Here is a 25,187-nt window from a genome sequence, read left to right on the forward strand (position 1 = left end):
GATATGTCGCATTTCTTCATCAAACGCCCGATCTTTGCATGGGTCCTTGCGATCCTGATCATGTTCGGCGGCTTGCTAGCCATTCTCGGCTTGCCGATTGCCCAATACCCGCAGATCGCGCCGACAGTGATCACGATCTCCGCGACCTATCCGGGCGCCAATGCGCAAACGGCGGAGAATTCGGTGACCAAGGTCATCGAGCAGAACATGACCGGCGTCGACTATCTGCAATATATGTCGTCCTATTCGACCTCCACCGGCGCCGTGCAGATCTCGATCACCTTCAGCAACGAAGCCAATCCCGACATCGCGCAGGTACAGGTGCAGAACAAGCTGCAGCTTGCGATGCCGCTGCTCCCGCAAGTGGTGCAGCAGCAGGGCCTGCGCGTGGTGAAGTCGTCGTCGAGCTTCCTGATGGTTCTCGGCTTCGTCTCCGAGGACGGCAGCATGACCGCGAGCGACATTGCGGATTACGTGGCGAGTTCGATCAACGAACCGATCAGCCGCGTCTCTGGCGTCGGTCAGGTGCAGTTGTTCGGCGCCGAATATGCGATGCGGGTGTGGCTCGATGCCGACAAGCTCGCGAAATACAATCTGATGCCGGGTGATGTCACTGCGGCCATCCAGGCGCAGAATACTCAAGTCACGGCAGGCCAGCTCGGCGGTCTGCCGGCAGTCGATGGCCAGCAGCTCAACGCGACGATCACATCGCAGAGCCGCCTGCAGACCATCGAACAGTTCAACGACGTCATCCTGCGTACCAGCACGTCGGGCCAGACAGTTCGCATCAAGGACGTCGCCCGGGTCGAGCTTGGCTCCAAGAGCTATGACGCCGTCGCGCGCTACAATGGCAAGCCGGCTGCGGGCATGGGCATCAGCCTGGCAACCGGTGCCAACGCGGTGGCAACGTCGGAGAGCGTGAAGGCACGCATCAATCAGCTCACGGCGAATATGCCGGCGGGGCTGAAGGTGATCTATCCCTATGACACGACGCCATTCGTGAAACTCTCGATCGAGAAGGTCGTGCACACGCTGTTCGAGGCGATCGTGCTGGTCTTCATTGTGATGTTTGTGTTCCTGCAGAGCTGGCGGGCGACCATCATTCCTACGATTGCGGTGCCGGTGGTGCTGCTTGGCACCTTCGGGGTGCTGTCGATTGCCGGATATTCCATCAACACGCTGACCATGTTCGCGATGGTGCTGGCCATCGGCCTTCTCGTCGACGATGCCATCGTCGTGGTGGAGAACGTCGAACGCGTGATGGAGGAAGAGGGCCTGTCGCCGCGCGAGGCGACCGAGAAGTCCATGCACGAGATCACCGGCGCGCTGGTTGGCATCGGCGTCGTGCTGTCGGCCGTGTTCATTCCGATGGCTTTCTTCTCAGGTTCGGTCGGCATCATCTATCGGCAGTTCGCGCTCACCATCGTGTCGGCCATGGTGCTTTCCGTCTTGGTGGCGCTGATCCTGACGCCCGCGCTGTGTGCCACGATCCTGAAAAAGCCCGAAAAGAGTCATGGCCGGAAGCGCGGTTTCTTCGGCTGGTTCAATCGCAATTTCGATCGCACTGCCAATGGTTATGAGAAGACCACCGGCGCTGTCGTGCGACGGCCGGCGGTGGCCTTGATCGCTTTTGTCGCTGTCGTCGCCGGCATGGTTGTTTTGTTCGTGCGTTTGCCGAGCTCGTTCCTTCCGGATGAGGATCAGGGCACGCTTATCTCGCTGATTCAGCTGCCTGTTGGCGCCACCGCCGGCCGCACGCTCGATGTGATCAAGCAGGTCGAACATCAATTCATGGAGAATGAGAAGGACACTGTGCAGGGCGTGTTCGCCGTGCGCGGTTTCAGCTTTGCTGGTCAGGGTCAGAATGTCGGCCTTGCTTTCGTCAGCCTGAAACCGTTTGCCGAACGTGCGGATCATGCCAAGTCGGCGCAGGCCATTGCGGGGCGTGCGATGGCCGTATTCTCCAAGATTCGTGATGCGATGGCCTTCACCGTGTTGCCGCCGTCGCTGCCGGGCTTCGGCAATGCCAGCGGCTTTGACTTCTATCTGCAGGACTCCGGCGGGGCCGGCCACGAGGAACTGCTGAAGACCCGTAATCAACTTCTTGGACAGCTCGCAGGCGACAAACGCATTGCGCAGTCGCGGCCGAACGGACAGGACGATACGCCGCAATTCAACCTTGATATCGACCAGCCGAAAGCCACGGCGCTCGGCATCAATCTGACCGATCTCAACACGACGCTGTCGGCGGCGTGGGGCGGCTCCTATGTCAACGACTTCATCGACCGCGGCCGCGTGAAACAGGTCTACGTCCAGGGCGACGCACCATTCCGGATGGGCACGACTGACATCGGCAGATGGTATGTGCGCAACAATTCGGGATCGATGGTACCATTCACAGCTTTCGCGAGCGAACGCTGGAGCTACGGCTCCCCGCGTCTCGAGCGCTATAATGGTGTGGCGGCCGTGCAGATCCAAGGGCAGGCGTCACCCGGCACGAGTTCGGGCACCGCGATGACCGCGGTCGACGAGCAGATGAAGAAATTGCCAGCCGGCTATACGCATGAATGGACCGGACTGTCGTTTCAGGAGCGGCTGACCGGCAGCCAGACACTGTATCTCTATGCAATCTCGGTTTTGATCGTGTTCCTTTGCCTCGCGGCCCTCTATGAGAGCTGGTCGATTCCCTTCGCCGTGATGCTGTCCGTGCCGATCGGCATCCTTGGAGCGCTGGCGGCGGCCACAATGTTCGGGCAGGCCAACGACGTCTATTTCCAGGTCGGCCTGCTCACGACCATAGGCCTGTCCGCGAAGAACGCGATTCTGATCGTCGAATTTGCGATCGAGCAGCAGGCGGCGGGAAAGTCGCTGGTCGAGGCGACGTTGCACGCAGCAAGGCAGCGTCTGCGGCCGATCCTGATGACTTCGCTGGCATTCGTTCTCGGCGTGTTGCCGCTGGCGATGGCGACCGGCGCCGGCTCGGCCAGCCAGAATGCCATCGGCATCGGCGTCGCGGGCGGCATGGTCACCGCGACGGTGCTGGGCATCTTCTTCGTGCCGGTTCTTTACGTGCTGGTGCAGCGCCTGTTTCCGGGCCGCAAGAAGGACGAGAAGGGGCAGGCGCATGAGCACGCGCTGGCATCGCCGGCGGAGTAATCGCGCCGCTCACGACCGGAAGTCATGGTTGTCCGCGATGACGGGCGCCAGCTGTCCAGCTTATAGCGGTCACCCGGCTTTTCCGGTTATCCTCCCGACAAAATGAGAGGGATGGAAACAGATGCCGCAGCCTTCGGGTGACCGCCACGTGATCGACGACCCCACCGGCAAGGCGAGTGCGGCGCGTTTTGCGGAAACAATTCGGCCGCGGCTGTCGGTGCCTTTGGTCGCGGCGCCGATGTTCCGCGTGTCGGGCCCGGATCTCGTCATTGCGGCCTGCAGGGCCGGTGTGATCGGCTCGTTTCCAACCGCCAATTGCCGGACCGACGAAGAACTCGATAGCTGGATAGCGCGCATTCTCGGAGCGCTCGGGCCGGGCGACGCACCGCTTTGCCCCAATCTCATCATCCGCCGCGAGAGCTTGCAGGATGATCTTGCCACGGTGATCCGGCATCGCTGCGAGATGGTGATCACCAGCGTGGGGCCGCCAGACGCCGTCGTCGCGCCGCTGCACGACGCAGGCTGCATGGTCTTTGCCGATGTCGCCTCGATCCGTCATGCGAAGAAGGCCATCGCCGCCGGTGTCGATGGGCTCGTCTTGCTGACCGCGGGTGCCGGCGGGCAGACCGGCTGGGTCAATGGTTTTTCCTTCGTCCGTGCGGTTCGCTCATTTTATGAAGGACCGGTTGTCCTGGCCGGTGGTGTCTCCGACGGCCAGGCGGTGTTTGCTGCCGAGGTGCTGGGCTGTGATCTCAGCTACATGGGCACGAAATTCATCGCGACCCAGGAAAGCATGGCGGTGGATGAGTACAAGCAGATGCTCGTCACCTCCGAACTCGATGACTTGCTGCTGTCTCGGGCTTTCACCGGCCTGGAAACCAATACGCTGGTTCCCTCGATTGTCGCGGCGGGGCTCGATCCGAAAGATTTGCCGACAGACATGACCAGGGAGCGCGCCGATGCGCTCTACGGCCGGCAAGCGACGTCGGGGGTCAAGCGATGGCGCGACGTCTGGAGCGCAGGCCACTCTGTCTCAGGTGTTGCTGCAATTGAGCCCGTAGCGACGCTGGTCGCCCGCACGCGCGATGAGTATGAGACGGCGCGTCAACGACACGGCGTTCGCCAGAGGGGCTAGCGCGCTAGGAGTGAAGCATCCGCGCCCGGCGCAAGGTTTCGGAAGGCAATTCTGCAAAGTGGCGCTTGTAGCCGAGCGAGGAGCGCGGGGCGCGCGGGAACTGCGTGTCGATCTGCACGGTTGGGTTGCGGCGCGATATCGTGTTCGCGGTGGCGACTGCCGGTATCATTATTGTGGTGACGGCTACCGCGCTGTCGATTCACAGGTTAAACCACACGGCATCCCCGCGCGCCTGGGGGCCGATCTGCTCGGCGCTCGACCGCATCTCTCCCGTCTCATCGCGCGATCCGCGTGGGGCGGCTTCGTACCGATAGAGGACCCTCATGCGTGATTTCATGGCCGTTGCCCGTTCCGTTGCCGTTGCCGAACACGGGATGGCCGCAACCTCGCATCCGTTGGCGACGCTGGCTGCGGTGGAGATGCTGAAGTCCGGCGGTAATGCTATCGATGCGGCATTGGCCGCGGTCGCCGTGCAATGCGTGGTCGACCCTGCGATGACCGGCATCGGCGGTGACTGTTTTGCGCTTTATTCGCCGAAAGGCGGCGCGCCGATCGCGCTGAACGGCTCCGGCCGCACCCCTGCCAGAATCGATTCCGAGAAATATGCGGCGTCCGGCGCCCGCGACATTCCCGAGACCTGCGTCGAGACCGTCACCGTGCCCGGTGCCATCGATGCCTGGTGCACACTCAGCAAGGATCATGGCTCCAAGTCGTTAGCCGATGTCTTTGCAGCGGCCATCGACGCCGCCGAGAATGGCTTTCTCATCACCCCGCGCGTGTCGGCCGACTGGGCCAAATGGCGTCGCAAGCTGGAACTGCACCCCGACGCGACCGCGCAATACCTGCCGGGCGGTCATGCGCCCGCGGTTGGCGACAAGCGCGTCCAGCCTGCGCTCGCTGCTACCCTGCGCCGGGTCGCGCGCGAAGGCCGCAACGGTTTCTACCAGGGCCAGGTGGCCGACGACATCATCACCACGCTGCGCGCTGTCGGCGGCGCGCATGAGGCCGACGATTTCAATGAGCAGCGTTCCGACTATGTGACGCCGATTTCAGCCAATTATCAGGGTTATGACGTCACCGAATGTCCTCCGAACGGGCAGGGCCTTGCGGCGCTGATGATCCTGCGCATCCTTGCCGGCTACGACATCAAGAACCTGAGCGAAGCCGACCGCATCCATGTGCTGGCCGAAGCGACCAAGGCGGCATATCGCACCCGCGATGCCTATTTCTGCGATCCGGCTGTCGCCAAGACCGATGTCGAGCGCTTCCTGTCCGAGAAGTTCATCGGCGACCTCCGCGCCAAGATCGATATGAAGAAGGCGTCACCGGAGGAGGAGTGGGATTCCGTCATCCACAAGGACACGGTGTATCTCACCGTGGTCGATCGCGACCTTAATGCGGTGTCACTGATCAATTCGCTGTTCGGTCCGTTCGGCAGCGGCATCTATGCGAAGAAGTCCGGCGTGCTTCTGCATCACCGCGGCTGGAGCTTCCGCGCCAAGCCAGGCCATGTGAATTCGCTCGGCCCGCGTAAGCGGCCGATGCACACGATCATCCCGGGCATGCTGATGAAGGATGGCCGCGCGGTGATGCCGTTCGGCGTGATGGGTGGTCATTATCAGGCCACCGGCCATGCGCAATACATCTCAAATGTGCTCGACCTGAAGATGGACATCCAGGAGGCCGCAGAGGCTGCGCGTTCGTTTGCGACCAACAATGTGCTGCAGGTCGAAAACACGATCCCGGAGGCGGTGCGCAACGAACTCGCGGCGCGCGGCCACAAGCTGCAGGTGATGGATGCCGGCATTGGCGGCGCACAGGCGATCCAGATCGATTATCAGCGCGGCGTATTGCTTGGCGCCTCGGATCACCGCAAGGACGGCATGGCGCTTGGTTTCTGATCGATCAGGACAAGGCGCGATGGCGAGCTTCGGGCCCCGTCGCGCCTTGACTGACCTGGAATTCGCCGGTCTTCAACGCCGGTGAGCTCGGGTTCTCGGGATCCAGCGGCAAGTCCAGTGTGAACCGTGCGCCTTGCCGCGGTTGGCTGGCCAGATCGATTTGCCCCTTCAGGGTAGATACGACCAGATTGAAGACGATGTGCAGGCCGAGGCCGGTGCTGCCTTTGTCGCGCCGTGTCGTGAAAAACGGATCGAAAACTTTCGACAGATCGTCCGGCGGAATGCCGTCGCCATTGTCAGCCACGACGACGCGCATGTTGCTATCATCCAGCCGCGAGACGGTAAGCTCGATCACGCCGGTGCGGCCATCGGGAAAGCCGTGGACCGCCGCATTCAGTGCGAGATTTCGAATAACCTGCGCGAGGGCACCGGGATAGGTGTCCGCCACGATGCCGTCCTCGCATATCACGCGAACCGTGTGGCCTCTGCGATCGAGCAAGGGCTGCAGCGTGCTCATGACTTCACCGAGCCAATCACGCATCTCGAACGCGCGGCGTTCCTGGTTGGCTTCGTCAGTCGCGACTTGTTTGAAGCTATGGACCAGGTCCGCAGCCCGCCGATGATTGTCGAACAGCAGCTTCATGCCTTCACTGAGCCGCGCGATGCTCCGCGTGAGCGCGGAGCGCCGGACCTGACCGGATTCGATCGTGGCAGTCAGCATCTTCAGCTCGCCTTCGAGGGCAGTCGCGGTGGTCAGGGCGACGCCAAGCGGTGTGCTGACTTCATGCGAGACGCCGGCGACCAGTTGACCGAGTGACGCCAGCTTCTCGGCCTGCACCAGCTGCCCCTGCGTATTCTGTAGTTCGACCAGCGCGGCAACCGAGCGCTCTTTTTCATCCTGCAGCGCCAGCGATGTCTGGAACTGACGCCGTGCCTGAAATTCCCGTGCACCGACCGCATAGAGCGAGAGCACATAGGCAAAGCCGATCTCAAAATTATTGATGAAGCGCAGGCCGTCCGTCAAATAGGTCGCAAAGGTTTGGCAGTAAATGAAGCATGCCCATGTGGTGATGCAGAAAACCGTCAGCGCCGGGAGGCGAAGCGGCAGCAGCGTCGAGACGAACAGGATCACGATGATCATTCCGGCCGTGGAGTGTTCGTAGCCGCGGTCGATGAACAGATAGATGATGCTGAGGACGCAGCCCGGCACCACGCAATAGAGCAGATAGATTGGCTCCGCCCAGCGGTGCGTGCGCGGCAGAAACAACGCTGCGGTGAGGGGCAGCAGAACGATGGCGGCGACCGCGGCGCGAATGGCGAGTGTCGTTGTCCATGCGACGGGATCGAGGATCCGGTCCCAGATCGCGAACGCGCAATAGACGATTGCACCGAGCACCATCGCAGCCTGGGCGCGGCGGCGTTCTCCGAGCGCAAAGCATCGGACAAAACTTGCTTCCTGCTCAGGGTCCTCGAAGCGCAGGCCGAATTTGATCAACAGGTCGTTCATGAGGCCAGCTGTGCCCGGTCGTCTGCACTTGATCGGCGCCAGAGATCTGGCGGCGGGTCGCTCGGTACTTGGGAGATGTCGTTTGGCAGGTTGCCGGGACGGCTTCATCTACCAGAAATTGGGACGTTCGAAACGCCTAAGCACTACCGAATGGCGGCAGTACAAGCACGCGGAAAGTGAAGGAGGCGGAGGCTTCTTGGCATCGTCAGTGTGGAAACGGCGAGTGGGCGTTGCTGGTTGTTTCTCGGACTCGCAGGTTTGGCGGATATGACAGGCAAGCGGCGCAGTCTTTGCTACGGGGACGCTCTCGGAGCCGTTCGTCATCGATGACCTGGAACTGTCGGTTGGCGCCAGCGTCGGCATTACTATTGGCCGCGACGGTGACGATCCGTGCGACCTCACGCCTGCTGCCGACAGGGCGCTTTACGCATCGAAAGCCAGCGGTCGAAACCGCGTGATCTTTGCCAAGTCGGTGGATGCCGGGACAATTGCGCGGGCTGGCTAGCGTCCACGCAATGAGCGTGGGCTGACCGCGCCGGATGAGATTTCCACAAGATCAGACAAACTGAGAGCGCATCGGCGGGATCGGCGCGAGCGGATTGACAAGCATCGGATTTGTAATGTTATAACATAACAAATAAGAAGAGCCTGATGTCCCATACCCTCAAAAGACTGTTCGATCTCGATGCAAAAACTCCCCGTCACAGTCTTGTCCGGCTTCCTCGGGGCTGGAAAGACAACTTTGCTGAACCACGTGCTGAACAACCGTCACGGCCTGAAAGTGGCAGTGATCGTGAACGACATGAGCGAGGTGAACATCGATGCGGACCTGGTTCGTGATGGCGGTGCCAACCTGTCACGGACGGATGAGAAGCTGGTCGAGATGACCAATGGCTGCATTTGCTGCACGCTGCGTGACGATCTGCTGAAAGAAGTGCGGGCGCTCGCCGAAAGCCGGCGGTTCGATTACCTGCTGATCGAATCCACCGGAATTGCGGAGCCGCTGCCGGTGGCCGCGACCTTCGATTTCCGCGACGAGAACGGCGACAGCCTCTCCGATGTGGCGCAGCTCGATACCATGGTGACGGTGGTCGATGCGGTGAACCTGTTGAAGGACTATTCCTCGACCGACTTCCTGCAGGACCGCGGCGAGGCGCTCGACGGTGACAAGCGAACGCTGGTGGACCTGCTGGTAGAGCAGATCGAATTCGCTGATGTCGTGGTGCTCAACAAGGTCAATGACGCGACGCTTGAGCAATGCAACAGCGCGCGCAAGATCATCTGTGCACTCAATCCCGATGCGGACATCATCGAAGCAAGCTTTGCCAATGTACCGTTCGACCGTGTGCTTGATACCGGCCGCTTTGATTTTGAAAAAGCGCAACAGCATCCGCTCTGGCACAAGGAACTGTATGGTTTCGCCGACCACGTGCCCGAAACCGAAGAATATGGCGTGACGAATTTTGTCTATCGCGCGCGGCGACCGTTCGATCCCGTGAAGTTTCAGGCCTTCCTGCGTGAGAGCTGGGCCGGCGTGATCCGCAGCAAGGGGCATTTCTGGCTGGCGACGCGGCCACAATGGGTCGGCGAACTCAGCCAGGCGGGCGCCATCGTGCGCACCGAGGGCATGGGATTCTGGTGGGCCAATGTCCCCGCCGATCGCTGGCCGGACGATCCGTATTGGCGGCAGTCGCTGAAGAAGAACTGGAACGAGATCTATGGCGATCGGCGTCAGGAGATCGTCTTCATCGGTTCCGACATGGATGAGAGCGATATCCGCCGCCGGCTCGATGCCTGCCTCGTGCCTGGAAAGCCCGGCATGGATATCGCCGGATGGGCGAAGCTCGCGGATCCGTTTCCGGCGTGGAAGCGAGCCGACGAGATGGCGTCTTCGTGACGCGTCAAATCGCCGTCAGCGCCGCGTGACGGAGCACCTGAAAACGCGATGTCGCACTGGTCTGGCGGAACAGGCCGATACGGTCGATCTGCAGCGCGGTGAGGTCGAGTATCGCGAATCTCTGCCGTAGCATCGCCAGTACGGACGCGCCGCGTTCCGTCGGAAGCCGTCCGGTCAGCGTCATGTGAAAGCGAAAATCATCGCCCACATAGGGATAGCCGAAACGATCCAGCTGCTCGACCTGCCGCAGCGTGAGGTTCTCCGGCTTGCGACGCGCACGGTCTTCCGGCGTCATTGGCGCGCGAAACACCTCGAACCCCTCGACACAGGCCTGCGCCAGTGCGGAAAGTTCGGCAGACGGAGCATCCGGCACGACTGCCGTGAAGCCGCTGATGATGCGCACCACCGGCACGATGTCCGGGATGGCACGGGGCGTCCGGGCGAAGTCATCGAAGGCCGCGATCAGGTCGTCTTCGGTGGTGTCAGGCGTCAGCGAGAACGGCGCCTTCAGCGTGGCGTGAAAGCCGTATTTGCGCGGGTCCTTGATCAGCGCCGGCCAGTCCGGCGCATGCATGATGAGATCGCCGGGAACCAGGACGTCATTGCCGGTGAAGGGATCGTAGCCGAGGATTTCGGCGCCGAAACGGCAAAGGGCACTGTCGGTGTCGGGGGCGTAATAGATCGCGTAGCGCGGGAATTCAGTCATGGCCGCACAATAAAGCCGCGTTACGCCGCGGCAATAGCTTTGCGTTGCATGGCACGCGCCGGCTGCAGGCGCGCGGCATCGGTGAGATGCACGAGCTTGCCTTTTACGATCACGGCGACGATCCGTGGTCGCAGCGCGATGCTGTCATCTACGAGCAGCAAATCCGCGCGGCGCCCGCCCGCGATCTCGCCACGGTCGGTGAGCCCGGCGGCCCTCGCTGGTGCTGACGAGATTAGCGCCCAGGCCGGCGGCAGCGACAGGATGCCGTCCTGAACCAGCCGGAACGCGGCCAGCAGTTGCGCGGGATAATAATAGTCGGAGGCGAGAATCGAGCAGAGGCCCTTGGCGATCATGTCGGATGCCTTGGTCCAGCCGGTATGGCTGCCGCCCCGCACCACATTGGGTGCGCCGAATACGATGAAGTCGCCGGCCGCGGCCGCGGCTTGCGCGGTCTCCTCGTTGATCGGAAATTCAGCGATATCGACGCCGAGCCTGCGGAAGTCATCGCGCATCGCAGGCGTCGCGTCGTCATGAGAGAGCGTCGGCACTCCGGCAGCATTCGCCGCTTTGGCGAGGCGCGCGATCGAGGCCGGCACTTCGTCGGTGCGCGACAGCACGCGTTCGACCAGCTGATCGAAGGCTTCGCTGGTGAGGCCGGTGCGTTCCACCATACGGGCGCGCTTCGCCGGCCTTGAGATGCCGGCGATGTCCATGTGATCGTTGAAGGCGAGCAGATCTATGCGACCGGCCTGCAGCCAACCCAGGATCTCGTCTTCCGCGTCGAGGTTGAACGTCTCCTGCCGGAGATGGAAGCGCGTGTCGGAGGCGAGCTTTGGCCGCAGCGTCTCGATGGCATCCAGCAGCTTGCGGGCGTTCTCTGCGCCGCGCAGGCCGGGCTCCCAGGACCATGTGGTGCCGTGAAACACCGTGGTGATGCCATTGGCGATAGCCTGCCGGTCGCTGTCGATCAGCGCGACATCGACAGGGAAATCGACGCCGGGGCGTGGCATGAGCTGTCGCTCGAAGGCATCGCCATGCAGGTCGACGATCCCCGGCAGCACCAGCAGGTCGGAGGCATCGAGGCCGAGCGCGCCGTGGGTCGCATCCGACCCGATGTCAGCGATCACACCGTCTGCAATCTGCAGCGAGGTCTCGGCGATGTCCTGGCCGAGCAAAGTGCGTCCGCCGTCGATGAAGATATCCGTCATGTCACCGCCATCTGCCTGGGCGCCTTGACGCCTTTATATTTGCTGAGGAAATCCTCGACCGGGAGCTTGCGGAAATCCGGCAGCGCCTGTCGCAGCATCTCATGGTCCCAGTCCCACCAGGCGAGCTCCATCAGCCCGTCTTCCACGGTTTCCGAAAATCGCCGCCGCACCGGCCGGGCCGGATTGCCGGCGACAATCGTATAGGGGGCGACGTCCTTGGTCACAATGGCGCCGGCGGCAATCACCGCGCCGGTACCGATCTGACGGCCCGGCAGCACGATGGCGCCATGGCCGAGCCAGACATCGTGGCCGATCGTGCAATGATGCTCGCGTCGCCAGGCAAAGAAGTCGGCGTCGTCGCTTTCGCCGGGGAAGTAGGCACTGGCGCGATAGGTGAAGTGCGCCTGCGTCGCCCGGTGCATCGGGTGATTGCCGGGATTGATCCGGATCATGGCCGCAATCGAGCAGAATTTTCCGATCGTCGTGTAGGTGATCTGGCCGTCATTCACGACATATGAATAGTCGCCCATCGTCACTTCGTGGAGGATCGTGCGCGCGCCGACTTCGGTATAGGCGCCGAGCTCGGTGTCGACGAGTTTCGCGGTTGGATCGACCGCTGGCGTGAGCGAGAGTTGTTTGCCGGCCATGTGACGCTCGTGCGACGGAAGAGGGATGCGGAGGTGATGAAGAGGGTGCGCGCTGTCGCGCTGGGACCTCTTCGGTCGGTTTCGTGACGGTGTCGTGACATCAGCATGAATTCGGGCGTGTTTTTCCCGCAAGGAGGATAACCCGTATGCGCAGGGCACATGTCACATCACTGTTAAACGCGGGCGTTACCGGTGGCGATGTCTGTTGTCATTGGAGTGCCTCATGCTGGTGGTGGATAAGCTGACGTGCCGTTTCGGCGCCAAGGCTGCCGTCGATAACGCGTCCTTCGAGATCAAGCCTGGCGCCTTCGTCGGGGTGATCGGTCGTTCAGGCGCCGGCAAGTCGACCATGCTGCGCATGATCAATCGTCTGGCGGAGCCGACCGATGGGCGCATCATGTTCGATGGCGTCGATGTCACCGCACTCAAGGGCCGCGATCTGCGCAAGTGGCGCGCGCGCTCTGCCATGATCTTCCAGCAATTCAATCTCGTCGGCCGTCTCGATGTGCTGACCAATGTACTGATGGGCCGCCTGGCCGAGATGCCGCAGTGGCGCTCGCTGACCCAGATGTGGCCCGAGGACGATCGCGCGCTGGCGATGTCGGCGCTGGAACAGTTCGACATGGCCCAATACGCCTCGCAGCGCGCCGACCAGCTCTCCGGTGGCCAGCAGCAGCGCGTCGCGATCGCCCGGGCGCTGGTACAGCAGCCCGATATCATCCTCGCGGACGAGCCGATCGCGTCACTGGATCCGCGCAACACCCGCATCGTCATGGATGCGCTGCTGCGCATCAACAAGCACTTCGGCATTACCGTGATGTGCAACCTGCATTCGCTCGATCTGGCACGCACCTATTGCGATCGCCTGATCGGTATGTCCGCCGGCCGCGTCGTGTTCGACGGTGCGCCGTCTGCGCTTACCGAACATATCGCCCGCGAACTCTACGATCTCGAAGCTGACGAGGTGATGGGATCGGCGCATATGCCGACGCCCGCCCGCGTTCCCGAATACGGTGTTGCTGCCGTCGCGTGATTGCAGTGCGTTGAAATTATCGTGGTAACGTCATCGTAACGATGGCATCGCCGCGATAGACGCGCCTTCTGCCAAGAAAACGTTTCACCTCAGATCAAAACAGGGATTGTCATGATCAACCGTCGCTCCATTCTGCTCAGCGCTGCTGCGCTGGCCTTCGTCGCCACCTCGGCTTCGGCCCAGGACTACAAGGCCAAGTATCCGGAACTGACCTTCGCCGTCGTTCCCGCCGAGAACGCCTCGGGCGTCACCGAGCGATGGGCGCCGTTCGTCGCTTACCTGTCGAAAGAACTCGGCGTGAAGGTCAACCTGCGCATCGCCAATGACTACGCAGCGGTCATCGAAGGCCAGCGCTCCGGCAATATCCAGATCGCCAGCTATGGTTCGGCCTCGTTCGCCCGCGCCCGCCTGACCGGCGTGCAGACCGATGCCTTCGCCAACGACATCAACATCGATGGTTCAACGGGCTATTACTCGGTGTTCTTCGTCAAGGCGTCGAGCCCGTACAAGTCGGTCGACAATCTGAAGGGCAAGAATCTCGGCCTCGTCGATCCGAATTCGACCTCGGGCAACAACGTCCCGCGCTTCGAGCTGGACAAGATGGGCATCTCGGACGCGGACAGCTATTTCAGCAAGGTCGTGTTCACCGGCAGCCACGAGAACGCCATGCTCGCGCTGTCGCAGGGCACCGTCGACGTCGCCGCCAACCAGTGGACCAACGACAACGACTCGACGCTGCAGCAGATGATCACCAAGGGCATGCTGAAGAATGCCGACGGTTCAGTGATGAAGAAGGATGACTTCCGCATCATCCACAAGTCGGCCCCGATCATCAACGGCCCCTATGCCTATAGCTCGGCACTGCCGGAAGACCTGAAAGCGGCCATCGCCAAGGCCTTCACCGACGCGCCGACCAAGGACAAGGCTGCGTTCGACAAGCTGTCGGACGGCCAGAAAAAGGGCTTCCACGCCGCGACCACCAAGGATTGGGACGCCACCATCGACCTGATCAAGTTCGTCGACGCGCTTCGCAAGAAGAAGGCATCGTAGGTATCTGCAATGGACAGGAGCCGGATCAGCAATGGTCCGGCTCCTTTTCTGTGTGGAACGCTGCGGTCTCTTCCCTCGGCCCGCCTAGCGAAGCTCTGCTTCGCCGGGCGGGGAGAGGGTGGCTTCGCGAAGCGAAGACGGGTGAGGGGGAGCCAGCGAGTGAAACACTGGCTCCCCCTCACCCGAAGCCTCGCTAACGCTCGGCTCCGACCTCTCCCCGTAAGCGGGGAGAGGTTATCCTGAGCGCAGCGCTCTGACGGTATGTTACTTTCATAGGCACAACCTTTCATGTCCGCCGCCGTTTCCATCCTTCCGGCTCCGCAGCTTGCTGCGCTGAACGAGGCCTATCGCAAGTCGGTGGCACGCCGGCGGTTGCGTACTCTGTTCGTTGTGGCGGCCTGCTTTGCAGCGCTTTTCGTCGCGGCGCTCGGTGCAGAGGTCAATCTCAGGACCTTCATCGAGAAGATCGGCAATTTCGGCAGCTATTTCGATCGCATTTTCACGCTTGAAGCCGGCACGCGGGTCTGGACCGACGTCAACGAATGGTTCTGGGGCTGGAAGAAGTGGCTGTCGCTGCTCGGCGAGACCGTGCTGATCAGCTATGTCGGCACGCTGATCGGTGCCGTGCTGGCCTTCGGGCTGAATTTTCTCGCCGCCGAGAACACCGCGCCGTCAGCGCCGCTGCGCTTTGCCGTGCGCCGTTTCATGGAGTTCTGCCGCACCGTGCCGGATATCGTGTTCGCGCTGATCTTCGTCATCGCTTTCGGCCTCGGCCCAATGGCCGGCGTGCTGGCGATTGCGATCCACTGCATCGGCGCGCTCGGCAAGCTCTATGGCGAGATCGTCGAGAATATCGACATGAAGCCGGTGGAAGGCATTCGTTCGACCGGCGCGGGCTGGGTCGACAGCATGCGCTTTGCAGTGCTGCCGCAGGTTGCGGCGGGCTTTGCCAGCTACACGCTGCTGCGCTTCGAGATCAATGTGCGCGGCGCCTCCGTGATGGGCTTCGTCGGCGCCGGTGGCATAGGTCAGGAGCTCGTCGTTGCTGTCAGAAAGTTCTACTATTCCGATGTCAGCGCAATCCTGCTGATGATCATCGTCACGGTCTTCATCATCGACATCGGCACCGGCTGGCTGCGCGGCCGTCTGTTCGGCAAGGAAGCCAGATCATGAGCAGGCAGCCTGATATCAACACGCCAGAACTACGCGCGCGCTATCCTGATGTATTCGATCGCCCGATGGCCTCGCGCGCCGGTGTGCCCGCCATCCTGGTCGCGGCGCTGGCATTGTTCATCTTCGGGCTCAATGAACTCGATTTCTCGCCGGCGCGGATGTGGACCGGCCTGCGCGAACTCGGCTGGATCACCATGATGATGATTCCGCCAAATCCCGGTTCGTCGCTGCCTGCCTATCTGCAGGCGATGGGCGAGACGCTGTCGATCGCGCTGCTCGGCACGACCCTCGCAGCCGTGTTCGCGCTGCCGGTCAGCCTGCTCGCGGCACGCAATGTCATTCCGTCAGCATGGCTACGCTTCCCGGTCCGGCGTTTTCTGGATTCGATCCGCGGCGTCGATACGCTGATCTGGGCGCTGGTCTGGATCAACGTTGTCGGTCTCGGTCCCTTTGCCGGCGTGCTGGCGATCGCGATTTCGGATTTCGGCGCGTTCGGCAAATTGTTTTCGGAGGCTATTGAGGCTGCCGACAAGAAGCAGGTCGAAGGCATCCGCGCCTCCGGTGGCAGTGCGCTACACGAAATTCGCTTCGGCCTGATGCCGCAGGTGCTGCCGGTCATCGCTGGCCAGGTACTGTATTTCATCGAGTCCAATACGCGCTCCGCCACCATCATCGGTATCGTTGGTGCCGGCGGTATCGGTCTTCAGCTCGCCGAGCAGATCCGCGTGCTGGAATGGCAGAAGGTCTCGTTCCTGATCCTGATGATCCTGGTCGCGGTGGCGACCATCGACTGGATTTCCAGCCGACTGCGCTTTGCCATCATCGGTCGCCGCGCGGTGGCGTGACGCGAACGCAATAGCCCTAGGATGGGTAGAGCGTCTTCGCGAAACCCATCATTCCATCGTTGCGGAACATTCGGCCGATGGGTTTCGCGCCGGCGCTTGGCGCCTGCGCTCTACCCATCCTACAGGTCGAGCGACTACGCGGCCGCCTTGTGGCGCTCCTGCTCGGCCTTGAACAGTTCGAACTCTTCAGCCACCGCGCGTACGATACTTGGGCGTTCGCGCAGGCGCTTGTGATAGGCCTTGATCGCCGGCCAGTTGTTCAGATCAATTTCCGGCAATACCATCGTCCAGTTCAGCACTGTGACGAGATAAGCGTCCGCGACGCTGAACCTGTCGAGCAGGAAGTCGCGTCCGGTGAGATGGTTATCGAGATAGGTCAGCCGCGACTGGCCGTTCTGCAGCGTATAGGCCTTCATCTCGGGCGGCGCCTTCCTGGCGAGCAGCGGCACGAAAAAACCCTTGTGCAGTTCGGTACCGATGAAGCAGAGCCATTGCTGCAGCCGTGACCGCTCCAGGCCCGACCCGGCCGCGATCGGTGATTGCGGGAAGTGATCGGCGACATGCTGCAGGATCGCGGCATTCTCGGTGAGGATCGCGCCATCGTCGGTGCGCAGCGTCGGCACCAGCCCCAGCGGGTTCACGTTGCGGAAATCCGAACCGTCGCTGCGAACCTCCTTGCTCAGCGGGTCGACCTCGAGGAACCGCGCGGCACTGCCGGCCTCCGCCTCATACAGCGCGATACGTGTCGCCATCGAACAGGCCATCGGGGAGAAATACAGATCCATTGGAAGCCTCCTGAGCTGACGGACCGTTGCTGTCGACCCGTTGGTTGATTTTCGTACCGTCTCGCATAATATAAATCCGGTCAAGGAATTTAATGCGAAATGGTACAAAAAAAGAATCGCCCCACTGTCGCGGCGAAGCCGGAAGTGGCCGCCGAGCCGAAGCGGCGGGGGCGGCCGCGAGCCTATGCGCCCGATGTGGCCATCGGCCAGGCGCTGGCTCTTTTTCGTAAAGGTGGCTTCGCGGCGACGTCGCTCGATGAGCTCAGCGAGGTCACCGGCATGAACCGGCCGTCGCTCTATGGTGCCTTCGGCGACAAGCGCGCGCTCTATATCAAGAGCTATCAGCGCTACCGCGAAGACTACACCGTCAAGGTGCTCGAGATTTTCAAGGCCGATATCGACATCCGGGAACGGCTGCGCCGGTTCTACGACGCGGCGCTCGACATTTACACGACAGGCGATACCGCGCCGCGCGGCTGTTTTGCCGTGATGACGGTGGCCTCCGATGCGATCGCCGATCCGGAGATCAGCGCGCTGATGCGCGAGAATTTTGTCGAGCTCGATGACGCTTTCGGCTGGTGTTTCAGGACCGCCGTCACGCGCGGTGAGCTGCCTGAGACGATCGATATTCCGACGCTGTCGCAACTGGCATCAGCGACGTTGAACATGCTCTCGATCCGCTCCCGCGCCAGTGTTCCGCGCGCAGAGCTGGAGGCATTTGTGCAAAAGGCAGTCGGCCTGTTGTGCCAGTCCCCCGCTTAGCGGATTTCACGCCGCGCTCCCAACAATAATTTCCGCTATCCTGTCGGCATCGCACGATGCCGACCGTCTTTCATTCAAGGAGACCCCATGCTTTACGCCATCCTTTGCTACCATGATGAAGCCGTTGTCGGCGGCTGGTCGAAAGATGAAGACGACGCCGTGATGGCGAAGCTCGCCGTCGTGCACGGCAAGCTCGCACAGCAGGGCCGGCTTGGCCCCGTGGCGCGGCTGTTGCCTACCACCGCGGCGACCACGCTGCGCAAGGACGAACCGCCCGTTGTGCTGGACGGTCCCTTCGCTGAAACCAAGGAACAGTTGCTCGGCTTCTATGTCGTCGAGGCGGAAAATCTCGATGGCGCGCTAGAGATTGCGCAGGACCTTGGCCGTGCCAATCCCGGCGGCGCCTATGAGATCCGACCCATTGGCGTATTTCACGGAGCGTTCCAGCCATGACCGATGTCGCCTGGATTGATGCGGCGCTGACCTCGGCGCGTCCCCAGGCGCTTGGCGCGCTGCTGCGCTATTTCCGCAATCTGGACACGGCGGAGGAGGCGTTCCAGAACGCCTGCCTGCGCGCACTGAAGACCTGGCCGCAGAATGGGCCGCCGCGCGATGCGGCGGCGTGGCTGATCATGGTCGGCCGCAACGTGGCGATCGACGATATCCGCCGCGGCGCGAAGCAGCAGCCGCTGCCCGAGGACGACCACGCGATATCCGATCTGGACGATGCCGAAAGCGAGTTGGCCGAACGTCTCGACGGATCGCATTATCGCGACGATATCCTGCGGCTGCTGTTCATCTGCTGCCATCCGCAGCTCCCGGCGACGCAGCAGATCGCGCTCGCGCTGCGCATCGTGTCGGGTCTGACGGTGAAGCAGATCGCCCGAGCCTTTCTTGTGTCTGATGCCGCAATGGAGCAGCGCATCACCCGCGCCAAATCTGCCGTCGCCAAGGCCAATGTGCCGTTCGAGACGCCCGGCGCGCCGGAGCGCTCCGAGCGCCTCGCTGCCGTGGCCGCGATGCTCTATCTGATCTTCAACGAGGGCTATTCGGCGTCGGGCGACAGTATCGACTTGCGCGCGCCGCTCTGTGAGGAGGCGATCCGCCTGGCGCGGCTGCTGCTGAAGTTGTTTCCGACCGAGCCGGAAATCATGGGCCTCGCAGCGCTCATGCTCCTGCAATATGCCCGTTCGGCGGCGCGCTTCGATGCCAATGGCGCGCTGGTGCTGCTCGACGATCAGGACCGCACGTTGTGGAACGGCAAGATGATCGCCGAGGGCCTGGCGTTGATCGACAAGGCGATGCGCCATCGCCGCACCGGCGCCTATCAGATCCAGGCTGCCATTGCCGCACTCCATGCCCGCGCGGCGAAACCGGAAGACACTGACTGGGCACAGATCGATCTGCTTTATGGCTCGCTGGAAATCCTGCAGCCGTCGCCGGTGATCACGCTCAACCGCTCGGTGGCGGTCTCGAAAGTACGCGGTCCCGAAGCCGCGCTGGAGATGATCGCGCCATTGGCCGCAAAGCTCTCGAACTATTTCCACTTTTTCGGCGTGCAAGGCGCCTATCTGATGCAGCTCGGCCGCAACGATGAGGCGCGGGAAAGCTTCAACCGGGCCATCGCGCTGGCCAATACGTCAGCGGAGGCGGAACACATCCGGATGCATCTCGACCGGCTGCAGCGCGACAGCAAGCCGAACAGCGCGAAGGCTGCGAAATGATGGTGTTGCGGCGCGCAGACGATGCAAAGCATCGCCTTGGGGATCCGCAAAGAAAAATGAACTCGGTTGTCGGATCGCCACCGCCCCGTTCGTCTTGAAGACACATCGATACTGAACACTGGAGCCATCCATGTTGAAAATCATTGCCGGCGTCGCCGCCGTTCTCGCGGTCGCCATCGTGATCGTCCTCATACTCGCCGCCACCAAGCCTGACACCTTCCAGGTGACGCGCGCCGCCACTATCAACGCGCCAGCGGCGAAGATCTTTCCGCTGATCGCCGATTTCCATCAGTGGGGGCAATGGTCGCCGTGGGAGCACAAGGATCCCGCCATGCAGCGCACCTTCAGCGGCGCGAATAGCGGCCTCGGCGCCATCTATGCCTGGGAGGGCAATGGCCAGGTCGGCTCCGGCCGCATGGAGGTCATCGAAGCGACGGCGCCCGGTAAGATCGGCATCAAGCTCGATTTCATCAAGCCGTTCGAAGGCCACAATGTCGCCGAGTTCACAATGCTGCCGCAGGGCAATACTACGCTGGTGACCTGGACGATGCACGGGCCGACACCGTTTCTCGGGAAGATCATTCATGTGTTCATGAACATGGACAACATGGTCGGCAAGGATTTTTCCGCCGGCCTCGCCAGTCTCAAATCCATCACCGAAAAATAATCCAACGGAGGACAGGACGATGCAGGTCAATCCCTATCTTCACTACAACGGCAATTGCGAAGAAGCCTTCAAGTTCTACGAGAAGGCGATTGGGGCCAAGATCGGTGTCATCATGCATGTGGAAGGCTCGCCCGCGGCCGAGCACATGCCGCCGTCCATGGCCAAGAAGGTGCTGCATGCGCAGATGACCATCGATGGCGAGGTGGTGATGGCCTCCGATGCACCGCCGGAGCATTTCGAGAAGATGCAGGGCTTCTCGGTATGCCTGCAGGCGGAAGACCCGGTCGAGGGTGGCAAGCGCTTTGCGGCGCTGGCCGAAGGCGGCACCATCAAGATGCCGTTCGGCGCCACGTTCTGGTCGAAGGGATTTGGCATGTGTGTCGATAAATTCGGCGTGCCCTGGATGGTCAATTCTGCGCCCGAGTAACTGCGGGCTTTCTTCCCTGACCTCGCCTCGCGAAGCGAAGCTTCGCCAGGCAAGGAGAGGTTGCTGCATCCTTGCGGCGGGTGAGGGGCGGGCACGATGCCAACCGCTGGTTGGCCTGTGCGGTTTGCTTCCGCTACAAGGCGCCACGAGAGATCATAGGTGTTGTGAGTGGCGGTGCCTTGCCCCTCATCCCAGCCGGCGTGTCACGATCAGCGATCGAAAGATGCGTCGCGGCCACGTTGAACAAGAAAAGAAAATCTCATGTCCGCCTTTACCCGCAACGCCATCGTGCTTGGCCTGTTGTCCGCCGTCGGTCCTTTCGCCATTGATATGTATCTGCCGGCGCTGCCCGCGATCACTGCCGATCTGCACACCACGACCGCGGCAACGCAGATGACGCTGATTGCGTTCTTCATCGCCTTCGGCCTGTGCCAGATCGCCTATGGCCCGCTGTCCGATGTCTATGGCCGCAAGGCGCCGCTTTATGCGGGTCTGTCGCTGTTCATCGCCGGCTCGATCGGCTGCGCGCTGGCGCCGGGCGTGGCGTGGCTGATTGCGTTTCGCTTCATCCAGGGGCTGGGCGCTGCCGCCATGGGCGTGATCCCGCGCGCCATCATTCGCGATCTGCACACCGGCCCTGAGGCGACCAGGCTGATGGCGTTGGTCATGCTGGTGTTCTCGGTGTCGCCGATCCTGGCGCCCCTGACAGGCAGTGCGATGATCGTGCCGTTCGGCTGGCGGGCGGTATTCGTTGCCGTGACCATCGCCGCCGTGCTCGCTCTCGTCCTCGTCGCCGCGCTGCTGCCGGAAACGCGTCCCGTCCATGAGCGAATATCTGGCAGCGTCCGCAACGTGCTCGGCAGCTTCGGCGAGCTGTTGCGCGACTGGCACTTTCTCGGGCTCACCTTCATCGGCGGCCTCGGCATGGCGAGCTTCTTCGCGTTTCTGGCGACATCGTCCTTCGTCTATATCGGCCACTATGGCCTGACGCCGACGCAATACAGCCTGGCCTTCTCGGTCAACGCCATCGGCTTCATCGGCGCCTCGCAATTCGCAGGGTTCCTCGGCGGCCGCTTCGGCATGGGCCGGGTGGTGATGGCGGCGGTGTCGGCCTATGCGTTTTTCGCAGTCGTGCTGCTGGCGCTGACACTGGCCGGTTTCACCAGCCTGTCGATGCTGATTCCGCTGCTGTTCGTATCCTTTGCCTTCCTTGGTCTGGTGATCCCGTCGACCATGGTGCTGTCGCTGGAAAATCATGGCCCCATCGCGGGCATCGCCAGTGCGTTGGGCGGCACGCTGCAGATGGTCACCGGTGGTCTGATGATCGGCGTGTCCGGCCTGTTCTTCGATGGCACCTCGCTGCCGATGGTTGCGACCATCGCCTGCACGGCAATGGGCGCACTTGCCGTCAGCATCGCCACGCTGCGCCCGCGCGAACTTTCGCCGCAGCTCGCGGAGTAGGCGAAGCTGCTATTGTGCCGCGTCTGTGAGGTGCGGGAGGTCGTCGGTGGATCGGATCGTGTTCGGTTTGACCTTCCTGGCTGCCATCGGCTCCGACCTGATGGCCGGGCTGTTCTTCGTGTTCTCGGTCTCGGTCATGGGCGCGTTCGGCAAATTGCCGGCGCCGACCGGAATCGCCGCGATGCAGTCGATCAACACGACCATCCTCAATCCGATCTTCATGGCGGCCTTCATGGGCACGGCTTTGGTCTGCGTCGTGCTGGCGATCTTCGGCGTCATCAGATGGTCACAGCCCGGCGCTGCCTGGCTGATCGCGGGGGCGTTGCTCTACATCGTCGGCACGCTGCTGGTGACCATCGTGTTCAATGTGCCGCTGAACGACACACTCGCCTCGGTCTCGCCTGATAGTGTCGAAGGCGCGAGCCTGTGGCGCACCTATCTCGAGGTCTGGACCGACTGGAACCACGTCCGCACAGTGGCCTCGACCGGCGCACTGGCGTGTTTCATGCTGGCCCTGCGCGCGCAGTGACGCGGAACGGGTAGCCTAGCCGTTGATGCCCTCGCGCCGCAGCGTCGGCAGGCCGATGCCTGTGGCGTCGAAACCGCCGTCGACCGCCAGCATCTGGCCGGTGATATAGCTCGACCGCTCGCTGCACAGGAAGAAGATCGCGTCGGCAAGTTCGTCCTCGCCGCCGTAACGATTGAGCGGAATGGCGTCGTGATAATCGGCGCGGATCGCGGGCGTATGCACGGCCTTGGCCATTGCGGTCTCGACAGGACCCGGTGCCACCGCATTGACGCGGATGCCGAGCAGCGCGAGCTCGACGGCGGACTGCTTGGTGAAGTGAATGACGCCGGCCTTGCTGGTGCCATAGGCAACGCGCAGGGTGGACGCACGTAGCGCCGAGATCGAGGCGATGTTGACGATGGCGCCGCCGCCATGCTCACGCATCAAGGGGGCCGCCGCCCTGGTGCACAGGAACGGGCCGGTGAGGTTCACGGCCATGATGCGTTCCCATTCCTCCAGTGTCGTCTCGAGCAGCGGCTTGAAATTCGCAATGCCGGCATTGTTGACCAGCGCATCGAGCCGGCCGAAGCGGGCCTGCGTGGCGGCAAAGGCCTTGTCGACGGCGTCGGCGTCGGAGACATCCGTGTGCAGCGCCAGCGTGTTGTCGGGATCGTTCAGCGCCTTGACGCTGGCGTCGAGCAGCTCGCGCTCGATATCCAGCAGCGCGACACGGTAGCCTTCGCCAAGAAAGCGCCTGGCGACCGCGAGGCCGATGCCGCGCGCGGCGCCGGTGACGAGTGCAACCTTGCGAATCTGTTCCCTGCCGTCAGCCTTGGTCATGTCCTGCCCTGATGGTTATCGATGGCTTGTTGTTTAGGCGGCCTGTTTAGGAGACGCTGCAGGGCGGGACAAGCCCGGATTTTCCGCCGGAATTTCTGCAACAGGCTTGTCGGGACGGGCTGTTCCTGTTCGTCTTCCAGCAGCAAGATGCAGGAGGATCTCATGTCGCTCACGCTCCACTATCATCCGCTGTCGTCCTATTGCTGGAAAGCGCTGATCGCCCTGTACGAGAACGACACGCCGTTCACGCCGCATATGGTCAATCTTGGCGAGGAGGCCGAGCGCGCGGCGCTGTTGAAACTGTGGCCGATCGGCAAATTTCCCGTGCTGCAGGACGATGCGCGCGGCGCGATCGTGCCAGAGTCCTCCATCGTCATCGAGTATCTCGACCGGCATTTTCCGGACCGCACGCGCTTTATCCCCGACGGCGATCTCGGCCTGCAGACGCGGCTCCGCGACCGCTTCTATGATCTCTATGTCCATACGCCAGTGCAGAAAATCATCGGCGACAGGCTGGTGCCGGCTGACTGGAAAGATGCGCATGGTGTGGACATGGCGCGGGCCCAGCTCACCACGTCCTACGGGATGATCGACAAGCAGATGGTGACGAACGCGTGGGCGATGGGCGCAGCGTTCACGCTCGCCGATTGTGCAGCTGCGCCAGCGCTCTACTACGCGAACAAGGTGCGTCCGCTCGGAGATGCGCATAGCAACGTCTCGGCCTATCTCGGCCGGTTGCTGGCGCGGCCGTCAGTTGCGCGCGTGGTGAAGGAGGCGGAGCCGTACGCGCATATGTTTCCGCGGGAGTGAGCATCATGGGCGCCGACAAGGCCGGGATCATCCGAAACCTGTTTGCAGCCTATCTGCGCAACGACCGCAAGGCTGTCGAAGATGCGTTCACGGGCGACTTTACCTTTACGAGCCCGTTCGATGACCGGATCGACAAGGCGACCTATTTCGCCCGCTGCTGGCGTGTCGCCGACTGGATCGCGCAGCATGATCTTGAGCGTGTCGCGGTCGATGGCGATGTGGTTTTCGTGACCTATCGCTGCGAGGCCAGGGACGGCAAGAGCTTTCGCAACACCGAAGTCTTCGGCTTCGAGGGCGATCTCATCCGGTCGATCGATGTGTATTTCGGCGCGACGTACAAGGATGGGGTGTTTCAGAAGCAGGTTTTGTAAGGTCGTATGACCTCAGAAATAATTTCACGGGAGATGTCGGTCTGCGAAAAGGTCGTTCGTCATTCTGGCGAGCCGGGTTGTGGTGGACAATGAGTCCGGGTCCGGCCGATGACGCAAACAGGAGAGAGAAATGCGTTTCATGGTGATTGTGCATGCGAACAAGGACAGCGAAGCCGGCGTGATGCCATCGACGGAACTGCTGACCGCGATGGGCAAATTCAATGAGGAAATGGTCAAGGCCGGCGTGCTGCAGGCCGGCGAGGGGCTGCATCCGACGTCGAAAGGCGTGCGCCTCACCTTTACCGGCAGCGAGCCGACCGTGAAACAGGGGCCGTTCGATGTGACGCGCGATCTGATTGCCGGCTTCTGGGTGCTCGACGTCGCCTCCAGGGATGAGGCGATTGCGTGGATGAAGCGCGCACCGTTCGCCGCCGGCGACGAAATCGAAATTCGTCAGGTGTTTGCGGCCGAAGATTTCGGCGAGGCGCTCACGCCAGAACTGCGCGAGCAGGAAGAACGTTTGCGCGCAGAAAGCGCGAAGAAATAGGCGACGAGATCAACGAGGACCCCGACC

General features: G+C 62.2%; 24 protein-coding genes and 1 pseudogene. 19 read left to right on the forward strand and 6 right to left on the reverse strand.

Annotated features, from left to right (window positions below):
- Window positions 1–3: 3 nt before the first annotated feature.
- The 3 genes from AC1RLZ_RS06220 (at window position 4) to ggt (ending at window position 6,192) form a co-directional block, all read left to right on the forward strand.
- Window positions 4–3,156, forward strand: coding sequence for an efflux RND transporter permease subunit (locus AC1RLZ_RS06220; RefSeq protein WP_493187897.1), 3,153 nt, complete (start codon window positions 4–6; stop codon window positions 3,154–3,156).
- Between the two features lie 121 nt (window positions 3,157–3,277).
- Window positions 3,278–4,291 (forward strand): NAD(P)H-dependent flavin oxidoreductase, encoded by a 1,014-nt coding sequence (locus AC1RLZ_RS06225; RefSeq protein ID WP_493187898.1) that lies wholly within the window; start codon window positions 3,278–3,280, stop codon window positions 4,289–4,291.
- Window positions 4,292–4,614: 323 nt separating this feature from the next.
- Window positions 4,615–6,192: a gamma-glutamyltransferase gene (ggt, locus tag AC1RLZ_RS06230; RefSeq protein ID WP_493187899.1), complete on the forward strand. Its 1,578-nt coding sequence runs from the start codon at window positions 4,615–4,617 to the stop codon at window positions 6,190–6,192.
- Between the two features lie 4 nt (window positions 6,193–6,196).
- Here ggt and AC1RLZ_RS06235 read toward each other — a convergent pair whose 3' ends face one another.
- Window positions 6,197–7,699: a sensor histidine kinase gene (locus AC1RLZ_RS06235; RefSeq protein ID WP_493187900.1), complete on the reverse strand. Its 1,503-nt coding sequence runs from the start codon at window positions 7,697–7,699 to the stop codon at window positions 6,197–6,199.
- Window positions 7,700–8,012: 313 nt separating this feature from the next.
- Between AC1RLZ_RS06235 and AC1RLZ_RS06240 the strand changes: the two are divergent.
- A pseudogene (locus AC1RLZ_RS06240) lies at window positions 8,013–8,204 on the forward strand (diguanylate cyclase domain-containing protein); the annotation flags it as partial.
- Window positions 8,205–8,384: 180 nt separating this feature from the next.
- A complete protein-coding gene (gene zigA, locus AC1RLZ_RS06245; RefSeq protein WP_493187901.1) occupies window positions 8,385–9,596 on the forward strand; it encodes a zinc metallochaperone GTPase ZigA in 1,212 nt (403 codons plus the stop codon).
- A 4-nt stretch (window positions 9,597–9,600) separates the two neighbouring features.
- Here zigA and AC1RLZ_RS06250 read toward each other — a convergent pair whose 3' ends face one another.
- The 3 genes from AC1RLZ_RS06250 to AC1RLZ_RS06260 are packed head-to-tail and all read right to left on the reverse strand — an operon-like array spanning window position 9,601 to window position 12,157.
- Window positions 9,601–10,302, reverse strand: a complete 702-nt coding sequence (locus AC1RLZ_RS06250; RefSeq protein WP_493187902.1) for a DUF1045 domain-containing protein — start codon at window positions 10,300–10,302, stop codon at window positions 9,601–9,603.
- Between the two features lie 20 nt (window positions 10,303–10,322).
- Window positions 10,323–11,510, reverse strand: coding sequence for an alpha-D-ribose 1-methylphosphonate 5-triphosphate diphosphatase (locus AC1RLZ_RS06255; RefSeq protein ID WP_493187903.1), 1,188 nt, complete (start codon window positions 11,508–11,510; stop codon window positions 10,323–10,325).
- Entirely contained in the window at window positions 11,507–12,157 is a 651-nt protein-coding gene (locus AC1RLZ_RS06260; protein ID WP_493187904.1) for an LbetaH domain-containing protein, read from the reverse strand. Before AC1RLZ_RS06260 ends, AC1RLZ_RS06255 begins: the two co-directional genes overlap by 4 nt.
- 223 nt (window positions 12,158–12,380) lie before the next feature.
- Here AC1RLZ_RS06260 and phnC point away from each other — a divergent pair, with 223 nt between their 5' ends.
- The 4 genes from phnC (at window position 12,381) to phnE (AC1RLZ_RS06280) (ending at window position 16,258) form a co-directional block, all read left to right on the forward strand.
- The gene (phnC, locus tag AC1RLZ_RS06265) at window positions 12,381–13,190 is read left to right on the forward strand and encodes a phosphonate ABC transporter ATP-binding protein (protein WP_493187905.1); all 810 of its coding nucleotides are present in this window, start codon (window positions 12,381–12,383) and stop codon (window positions 13,188–13,190) included.
- Between the two features lie 111 nt (window positions 13,191–13,301).
- Complete coding sequence (gene phnD / locus AC1RLZ_RS06270; protein ID WP_493187906.1) at window positions 13,302–14,240, forward strand: phosphonate ABC transporter substrate-binding protein; 939 nt, start codon at window positions 13,302–13,304, stop codon at window positions 14,238–14,240.
- Window positions 14,241–14,528: 288 nt separating this feature from the next.
- On the forward strand, window positions 14,529–15,413 hold the full coding sequence (gene phnE, locus AC1RLZ_RS06275) for a phosphonate ABC transporter, permease protein PhnE (RefSeq protein ID WP_493187907.1): 885 nt from the start codon (window positions 14,529–14,531) through the stop codon (window positions 15,411–15,413).
- Window positions 15,410–16,258: a phosphonate ABC transporter, permease protein PhnE gene (gene phnE, locus AC1RLZ_RS06280; RefSeq protein ID WP_493187908.1), complete on the forward strand. Its 849-nt coding sequence runs from the start codon at window positions 15,410–15,412 to the stop codon at window positions 16,256–16,258. Before phnE (AC1RLZ_RS06275) ends, phnE (AC1RLZ_RS06280) begins: the two co-directional genes overlap by 4 nt.
- 134 nt (window positions 16,259–16,392) lie before the next feature.
- Here phnE (AC1RLZ_RS06280) and AC1RLZ_RS06285 read toward each other — a convergent pair whose 3' ends face one another.
- On the reverse strand, window positions 16,393–17,043 hold the full coding sequence (locus tag AC1RLZ_RS06285) for a glutathione binding-like protein (protein WP_371421578.1): 651 nt from the start codon (window positions 17,041–17,043) through the stop codon (window positions 16,393–16,395).
- A gap of 99 nt (window positions 17,044–17,142) precedes the next feature.
- On the opposite strand from AC1RLZ_RS06285, the gene AC1RLZ_RS06290 reads away from it, so the two are divergent.
- From AC1RLZ_RS06290 to AC1RLZ_RS06320, 7 genes are all read left to right on the forward strand, one after another.
- The gene (locus AC1RLZ_RS06290) at window positions 17,143–17,805 is read left to right on the forward strand and encodes a TetR/AcrR family transcriptional regulator (RefSeq protein WP_493187909.1); all 663 of its coding nucleotides are present in this window, start codon (window positions 17,143–17,145) and stop codon (window positions 17,803–17,805) included.
- Window positions 17,806–17,892: 87 nt separating this feature from the next.
- Window positions 17,893–18,258 carry a YciI family protein gene (locus tag AC1RLZ_RS06295; protein WP_092139199.1) on the forward strand — a complete coding sequence of 122 codons (366 nt, stop codon included), beginning with the start codon at window positions 17,893–17,895 and terminating at the stop codon, window positions 18,256–18,258.
- Window positions 18,255–19,529 carry an RNA polymerase sigma factor gene (locus AC1RLZ_RS06300; protein WP_493187910.1) on the forward strand — a complete coding sequence of 425 codons (1,275 nt, stop codon included), beginning with the start codon at window positions 18,255–18,257 and terminating at the stop codon, window positions 19,527–19,529. Before AC1RLZ_RS06295 ends, AC1RLZ_RS06300 begins: the two co-directional genes overlap by 4 nt.
- Window positions 19,530–19,659: 130 nt before the next feature.
- Window positions 19,660–20,196 carry an SRPBCC family protein gene (locus tag AC1RLZ_RS06305; protein ID WP_493187911.1) on the forward strand — a complete coding sequence of 179 codons (537 nt, stop codon included), beginning with the start codon at window positions 19,660–19,662 and terminating at the stop codon, window positions 20,194–20,196.
- 19 nt (window positions 20,197–20,215) lie between these two features.
- Window positions 20,216–20,623 (forward strand): VOC family protein, encoded by a 408-nt coding sequence (locus AC1RLZ_RS06310; RefSeq protein ID WP_371421582.1) that lies wholly within the window; start codon window positions 20,216–20,218, stop codon window positions 20,621–20,623.
- 261 nt (window positions 20,624–20,884) lie between these two features.
- Window positions 20,885–22,084: a multidrug effflux MFS transporter gene (locus AC1RLZ_RS06315; protein WP_493187912.1), complete on the forward strand. Its 1,200-nt coding sequence runs from the start codon at window positions 20,885–20,887 to the stop codon at window positions 22,082–22,084.
- A 46-nt stretch (window positions 22,085–22,130) separates the two neighbouring features.
- Window positions 22,131–22,613: an anthrone oxygenase family protein gene (locus AC1RLZ_RS06320; protein WP_493187913.1), complete on the forward strand. Its 483-nt coding sequence runs from the start codon at window positions 22,131–22,133 to the stop codon at window positions 22,611–22,613.
- 15 nt (window positions 22,614–22,628) lie between these two features.
- Here AC1RLZ_RS06320 and AC1RLZ_RS06325 read toward each other — a convergent pair whose 3' ends face one another.
- Window positions 22,629–23,432, reverse strand: a complete 804-nt coding sequence (locus AC1RLZ_RS06325; RefSeq protein WP_493187914.1) for an SDR family NAD(P)-dependent oxidoreductase — start codon at window positions 23,430–23,432, stop codon at window positions 22,629–22,631.
- 162 nt (window positions 23,433–23,594) lie between these two features.
- Here AC1RLZ_RS06325 and AC1RLZ_RS06330 point away from each other — a divergent pair, with 162 nt between their 5' ends.
- The 3 genes from AC1RLZ_RS06330 to AC1RLZ_RS06340 all read left to right on the forward strand — a co-directional run bounded on the left by AC1RLZ_RS06330 (window position 23,595) and on the right by AC1RLZ_RS06340 (window position 25,160).
- On the forward strand, window positions 23,595–24,242 hold the full coding sequence (locus tag AC1RLZ_RS06330; RefSeq protein WP_493187915.1) for a glutathione S-transferase family protein: 648 nt from the start codon (window positions 23,595–23,597) through the stop codon (window positions 24,240–24,242).
- A 5-nt stretch (window positions 24,243–24,247) separates the two neighbouring features.
- Complete coding sequence (locus AC1RLZ_RS06335) at window positions 24,248–24,613, forward strand: nuclear transport factor 2 family protein (RefSeq protein WP_493187916.1); 366 nt, start codon at window positions 24,248–24,250, stop codon at window positions 24,611–24,613.
- A 130-nt stretch (window positions 24,614–24,743) separates the two neighbouring features.
- Window positions 24,744–25,160: a YciI family protein gene (locus AC1RLZ_RS06340; protein ID WP_493187917.1), complete on the forward strand. Its 417-nt coding sequence runs from the start codon at window positions 24,744–24,746 to the stop codon at window positions 25,158–25,160.
- The last annotated feature ends 27 nt before the right edge of the window (window positions 25,161–25,187 follow it).

This window comes from Tardiphaga sp. GW822-FHT04G09, assembly GCF_058800725.1.

Excerpts from the sequence above, each read along its gene's own strand:
- AC1RLZ_RS06220 (WP_493187897.1), top strand. The coding sequence starts at position 4 with ATGTCGCATTTCTTCATCAAACGCCCGATCTTTGCATGGGTCCTTGCG.
- AC1RLZ_RS06225 (WP_493187898.1), top strand. The coding sequence starts at position 3,278 with ATGCCGCAGCCTTCGGGTGACCGCCACGTGATCGACGACCCCACCGGC.
- ggt (WP_493187899.1), top strand. The coding sequence starts at position 4,615 with ATGCGTGATTTCATGGCCGTTGCCCGTTCCGTTGCCGTTGCCGAACAC.
- AC1RLZ_RS06235 (WP_493187900.1), bottom strand. The coding sequence starts at position 7,699 with ATGAACGACCTGTTGATCAAATTCGGCCTGCGCTTCGAGGACCCTGAG.
- zigA (WP_493187901.1), top strand. The coding sequence starts at position 8,385 with ATGCAAAAACTCCCCGTCACAGTCTTGTCCGGCTTCCTCGGGGCTGGA.
- AC1RLZ_RS06250 (WP_493187902.1), bottom strand. The coding sequence starts at position 10,302 with ATGACTGAATTCCCGCGCTACGCGATCTATTACGCCCCCGACACCGAC.
- AC1RLZ_RS06255 (WP_493187903.1), bottom strand. The coding sequence starts at position 11,510 with ATGACGGATATCTTCATCGACGGCGGACGCACTTTGCTCGGCCAGGAC.
- AC1RLZ_RS06260 (WP_493187904.1), bottom strand. The coding sequence starts at position 12,157 with ATGGCCGGCAAACAACTCTCGCTCACGCCAGCGGTCGATCCAACCGCG.
- phnC (WP_493187905.1), top strand. The coding sequence starts at position 12,381 with ATGCTGGTGGTGGATAAGCTGACGTGCCGTTTCGGCGCCAAGGCTGCC.
- phnD (WP_493187906.1), top strand. The coding sequence starts at position 13,302 with ATGATCAACCGTCGCTCCATTCTGCTCAGCGCTGCTGCGCTGGCCTTC.
- phnE (WP_493187907.1), top strand. The coding sequence starts at position 14,529 with ATGTCCGCCGCCGTTTCCATCCTTCCGGCTCCGCAGCTTGCTGCGCTG.
- phnE (WP_493187908.1), top strand. The coding sequence starts at position 15,410 with ATGAGCAGGCAGCCTGATATCAACACGCCAGAACTACGCGCGCGCTAT.
- AC1RLZ_RS06285 (WP_371421578.1), bottom strand. The coding sequence starts at position 17,043 with ATGGATCTGTATTTCTCCCCGATGGCCTGTTCGATGGCGACACGTATC.
- AC1RLZ_RS06290 (WP_493187909.1), top strand. The coding sequence starts at position 17,143 with ATGGTACAAAAAAAGAATCGCCCCACTGTCGCGGCGAAGCCGGAAGTG.
- AC1RLZ_RS06295 (WP_092139199.1), top strand. The coding sequence starts at position 17,893 with ATGCTTTACGCCATCCTTTGCTACCATGATGAAGCCGTTGTCGGCGGC.
- AC1RLZ_RS06300 (WP_493187910.1), top strand. The coding sequence starts at position 18,255 with ATGACCGATGTCGCCTGGATTGATGCGGCGCTGACCTCGGCGCGTCCC.
- AC1RLZ_RS06305 (WP_493187911.1), top strand. The coding sequence starts at position 19,660 with ATGTTGAAAATCATTGCCGGCGTCGCCGCCGTTCTCGCGGTCGCCATC.
- AC1RLZ_RS06310 (WP_371421582.1), top strand. The coding sequence starts at position 20,216 with ATGCAGGTCAATCCCTATCTTCACTACAACGGCAATTGCGAAGAAGCC.
- AC1RLZ_RS06315 (WP_493187912.1), top strand. The coding sequence starts at position 20,885 with ATGTCCGCCTTTACCCGCAACGCCATCGTGCTTGGCCTGTTGTCCGCC.
- AC1RLZ_RS06325 (WP_493187914.1), bottom strand. The coding sequence starts at position 23,432 with ATGACCAAGGCTGACGGCAGGGAACAGATTCGCAAGGTTGCACTCGTC.
- AC1RLZ_RS06330 (WP_493187915.1), top strand. The coding sequence starts at position 23,595 with ATGTCGCTCACGCTCCACTATCATCCGCTGTCGTCCTATTGCTGGAAA.
- AC1RLZ_RS06335 (WP_493187916.1), top strand. The coding sequence starts at position 24,248 with ATGGGCGCCGACAAGGCCGGGATCATCCGAAACCTGTTTGCAGCCTAT.
- AC1RLZ_RS06340 (WP_493187917.1), top strand. The coding sequence starts at position 24,744 with ATGCGTTTCATGGTGATTGTGCATGCGAACAAGGACAGCGAAGCCGGC.